Source organism: Flavobacterium cauense R2A-7 (assembly GCF_000498475.1).
GTDB classification, from domain to species: Bacteria; Bacteroidota; Bacteroidia; order Flavobacteriales; family Flavobacteriaceae; genus Flavobacterium; species Flavobacterium cauense.
The window spans coordinates 1-4,233 of the sequence record NZ_AVBI01000025.1; the positions used below are offsets into that span (position 1 = coordinate 1).

General features: G+C 31.6%; 5 protein-coding genes. 4 read left to right on the top strand and 1 reads right to left on the bottom strand.

Going from position 1 to position 4,233, the window contains the following annotated elements; translation table 11 throughout:
- The first annotated feature begins 41 nt into the window (after positions 1–41).
- From FCR2A7T_RS14255 to FCR2A7T_RS14265, 3 genes are all read left to right on the top strand, one after another.
- Complete coding sequence (locus FCR2A7T_RS14255; RefSeq protein ID WP_023572008.1) at positions 42–500, top strand: hypothetical protein; 459 nt, start codon at positions 42–44, stop codon at positions 498–500.
- Positions 501–666: 166 nt separating this feature from the next.
- A complete protein-coding gene (locus FCR2A7T_RS14260) occupies positions 667–1,095 on the top strand; it encodes a hypothetical protein (RefSeq protein WP_023572009.1) in 429 nt (142 codons plus the stop codon).
- Positions 1,096–1,331: 236 nt separating this feature from the next.
- The gene (locus FCR2A7T_RS14265; RefSeq protein ID WP_023572010.1) at positions 1,332–1,991 is read left to right on the top strand and encodes a hypothetical protein; all 660 of its coding nucleotides are present in this window, start codon (positions 1,332–1,334) and stop codon (positions 1,989–1,991) included.
- A gap of 343 nt (positions 1,992–2,334) precedes the next feature.
- On the opposite strand, the gene FCR2A7T_RS15255 is transcribed toward FCR2A7T_RS14265, so the two are convergent.
- The gene (locus tag FCR2A7T_RS15255) at positions 2,335–2,583 is read right to left on the bottom strand and encodes a hypothetical protein (protein WP_165551963.1); all 249 of its coding nucleotides are present in this window, start codon (positions 2,581–2,583) and stop codon (positions 2,335–2,337) included.
- Positions 2,584–3,384: 801 nt separating this feature from the next.
- Between FCR2A7T_RS15255 and FCR2A7T_RS14275 the strand changes: the two genes are divergently transcribed.
- Positions 3,385–4,083, top strand: a complete 699-nt coding sequence (locus FCR2A7T_RS14275; protein WP_023572014.1) for a hypothetical protein — start codon at positions 3,385–3,387, stop codon at positions 4,081–4,083.
- The last annotated feature ends 150 nt before the right edge of the window (positions 4,084–4,233 follow it).

Consider the following 4,233-nt stretch of genomic DNA (forward strand, 5'->3'; position numbering starts at 1 on the left):
GGGACGTTAACGGCAATTTTGAAATAACTAAACTTAAATGAATGCGAATTTTTCTTGAAATGTTAGGCGGTCATGTTTTAATAAGTATTGTAACGTGTTACATACTTTTTTTGATAACTGAATTCCAAGAAACAAACTCAGTAATTCTTTTTGTTGTTTTTATGTTTCTTCTATTTTTATATTTCTATAGTGGCTATTATTACACAAAAGAAAGAACTAATTGGTACAAGTATTTTTCTGTAGCAATTATTGGCATTTTGTTTTGGATAATTTGTGCTTCAGTATCTTCAGGAAATACAAATTACAAAGAAAACAATAATGCTGGTATTTGGTTTTTATATGAACTTTATATCTTACCAAAATCATCTTTAGTCTTAAATTCTGATCATTATTCTCTAAAACTTGATTTATTCCAAAAGTTTATATTCCCAATTATTTTCTCTTTATTTCAATTTACAGGCGGTTACATCAAAGTGCAAAAAGTAAAAAACAGCCGTTAACAGCGGTTTTGAGCAAGTGGGGCTTTAGGGCAAAATTTAAAGTTGGTTTTGTATTTGTAAACTAAATCTTTAATTTATACTTTTGGGAGAACAATCCCCCACCTTCTCAAAGCCGGCGGGACGTTATGCACAATGCAATCTCAACGCGACGTAAAAAACCATTATTATGAAACTGAATGTTAAAATCTTACTTATAACTTTTTCTATTCTTTTTTTTGGTTGTAATGAAACAAAGAAAATTGAAAAGGAATCCTTAGAGACGAATCTTAGTAAACAAAATACAGATTCTTGGGTTTATGGTAAATGGGTTATTTACAATTCAGATTTACTCCCTTTTTCGCATCCTTCATTTTGTGACGAGTTAAATTTGAATTCAGTTTTCGAATTTAAAAATGATGGAGAAATAAATATATATAACTCTGAAAATCAAAAATGCAATAAAGATCAAACATATAGAATTTTTGAAAACGAAATTGATATTAAGGAATATGATATGGTTTTCACTTACGAAATTTTAAAAAAGTCAAATGACAGTTTAGTTTTAATACGTAAACATTTGCGTAATAATTTTAAAATTTATTTAAAGAAACAATAGCCATGCACTGTGCATAACAGCGGTTTTAAGAAATGGCGGGGACAGTGTGTAATTGGAGGAGCCAGTGCTTGCACTTCTCTCCTACTTTTGAGCTTTTTTCTTTCAAACTTTTAGGTATATTTGTAAACATCAGTAACAAAATTCCGCCACTTCTTAAAGCCGGCGGGACGTTATAAGCAACCTTGGAAAAACGTGACGTCCTAAAATTGGTTGACTAAAAATTAAACGCTTTCAAAATGGACAGAAACTTATCTTATTTTGTTTATCAACCTCCAAAATCAAATTCTCATGGACATGGTGTGAGAGATAAAAACATCCTCCGAGGATTAAAAAAAGTAATCGATGTTTTTACTGAAAATTTTGGTGAGATGCAATCTGATAAATTGGAATTAGATCTTTACTATGATAAGGCAAATGAAGAAGAATTCATTCTTGCAAAAAATACAATATCAAAATTAGAAGAATTCTTAGGGTTATCTATTAGACAGTGGGAAAATACAGGATATGAACATCTAAAAGATTCAATGTCATGGGAAAATGATAAAAAAAATATTTTTGACTTATTAACCTATTTAAACACATATGAGGACGAAGCCTTATTACCGTTAAATCAGTTTTCAATATCACAGTTCTACAATTATGGTGACAATAAAACAGCTAATGGCTATATAATGTGCTCCATTGAATCCGGAAAGCTATTTATTAGACTACATTTAATTTTGCCTTATCCTATTGAAGATGAAAGAGCTTATGAATTAATTGGTAAGTTAAATAAAGAACTTCCTTTTAAATTAAGTAATAAAAATTTCAAACGCTTAGGTCCAAATAAAAATAGGTATGGACAATGGAAACTTGATGATGAAATACAAAAGCGTCTTGATTCTTATCTAAAATAAAGGCTGCTTATAACAGCGGTTTTGTGCAAGTGGGGTTTTGGGGATTTTTTGGAATGGTCAGTGAGTGCATTTCTTCTTTAAAAAGAAGTTTTTTCTTAATTACTTTTCGGTATATTTGTAATCGTCAGTAATAAAAATCCCCACCAGCACAAAGCCGGCGGGACGTTAACTGCAACCGTCGCATAACGAGCGTGTAAACGTTGCGATTTAATCATTTTGCGAAAAAACTTTGTGTAATTGTTCCGGTTAAGATAGAATTCTTAATGGAGAATGTATATTTCCTAACGGCAAGAATAAAACTCGTAACGGCAAGTATATATTTTCTAATGGCAAATAGTAAACTTTAAACGGCAAATATAGTTTTCGTAACTGCAAGAATAAAACTCTTAATGGCGATAATAGTTTTCTTTATGGCAATAATAGTTTTCTTTATGGCGATGATAGTTTTCTTTATGGCAATGATAGTTTTTTTTATGGCAAAAATAAATCTACTTCGGGAAATTAAATTTAAAAAGTCAAGAACGGCTGCAGTTAACAACGGTTTTATGCAATGGCGGCGCTTGGGATTTTTCGGGAAAGTTTTTGCTCGCACTTTTTGTATTAAAATTCACGTTTTTCTTTCACTCTTTTCGGTATATTTGTAAACATCAGTAATAAAAAAGCCGCCACTGACATAAAGCCGGCGGGACGTTAGCTAAAATTGCTCAGACCGTTTATTTTTAAGCATATACAGCAGTATTTCATAACATAAATCCAGTTACTTTTTTTGTCTAAGTATTGCGTGTTACTTTGTCGAGTTTCTTGTGTTTACGTTGCGTGAAAACCTTTGTCCATAAATCTAAAGCAACTTCAGCTAACAGGCAGTTTTATGCAATGGCGGCGCTTGGGATTTTTTGGGGAAGTTTGTGCTCGCACTTCTTGCACAAAAATTCACTTTTTTCTTTCATTCTTTTCGGTATATTTGTAAGCAACAGTAATAAAATTCCGCCACTGACATAAAGCTGGCGGGACGTTAGGCGACATATTAGAAAAACGAAGTAAATAGAATAAAGTTCTTTAAAATCTTGGAGTAGTAGAGAGTTGGATTAATAACTTAATACAAGAAGTTATTGTTGGTCTTGTGTGTGATTATATAATTAAAAAAATAAAACATATGGGTAAACTATTCAATAAAATCGCCGGAGGTTCTTCCTTCACAATAATTTCAATCATTATTAACGTGGTATTTCTTTTTGGTGGGCAGACCATCCCATCCAGCAGACTTGTCCAAACTGAAATTTCTTGTAAAGTTCCAACATTTATAAATCCAAGGGGTTGGTAAGAGGTTCGACTCCTCGGTCTGCTGCAAATTAAAAGGCTACGAATTCGTAGCCTTTTTTAATCTAATTCACATATGAAAATAATTGATAAAACATCTATTCTTAAAAATTTACCACTCGAAATAAGTCGAGATGAAATCCTCATTTTCGATTCGTTAAGGTTTACATTAGAAATGATTGATCATTCTTATGATAAGCTTATTGAAAGTCTATTAAAAATATCAAAAGGTGAACCAGACAGAAATGTTCCCGCAATATTTGGTTATGGTTGGTCAATAATAGATAATTCCGTTAGAATTGCTAATATTTGCAAACAACTACCTTGGGAAAACGAAAATGAAATATTGGGTCATTTACATTATTTAAAAAACTTTAGAAATACATATCAACACTTAGATGAAAGAATTCGAGAATCACTACTTAAAACCGAAAGCCCATTTTATGGCGTAATTTCATGGGTTTTTAAAGATTTAACAAATCAAAAATTTAATCTTTACCAGCTAATTAGCGGAAATCTAGTTGTCGGACCTAACGCAAAACAAACAGTTCCCGATTTGAAAAATAGTAATGAAGAGATAAATTCAATTTTATTACATACTGTCAATAAAAAAGCTGAACTAATAGAAACGGATTTAACAAAGGCTCTATTTAACTTGAAAAAACTAACTAATGAGTTAGAAAGAAGATTAGAAGAACACTGCAAAGAAAATAATATAAAGGCTTTGGATTGGAGTAAAAGACAAGACATCGTTATTAAAATAATAACTGAATAATAAATACGTCGCCTAACAGCAGTTTGCTGCAAGTGGGGCTTTAGGGCAAAAATAATGTTGGTTTTGTGTTTGTAAACTTACTCTTAAATTTATACTTTTGGGTAACCAATCCCCCACCTGCAGCAAGCTGGCGGGACGTTGGCAGCAATA

Excerpts from the sequence above, each read along its gene's own strand:
- FCR2A7T_RS14255 (WP_023572008.1), top strand. The coding sequence starts at position 42 with ATGCGAATTTTTCTTGAAATGTTAGGCGGTCATGTTTTAATAAGTATT.
- FCR2A7T_RS14275 (WP_023572014.1), top strand. The coding sequence starts at position 3,385 with ATGAAAATAATTGATAAAACATCTATTCTTAAAAATTTACCACTCGAA.
- FCR2A7T_RS14265 (WP_023572010.1), top strand. The coding sequence starts at position 1,332 with ATGGACAGAAACTTATCTTATTTTGTTTATCAACCTCCAAAATCAAAT.
- FCR2A7T_RS14260 (WP_023572009.1), top strand. The coding sequence starts at position 667 with ATGAAACTGAATGTTAAAATCTTACTTATAACTTTTTCTATTCTTTTT.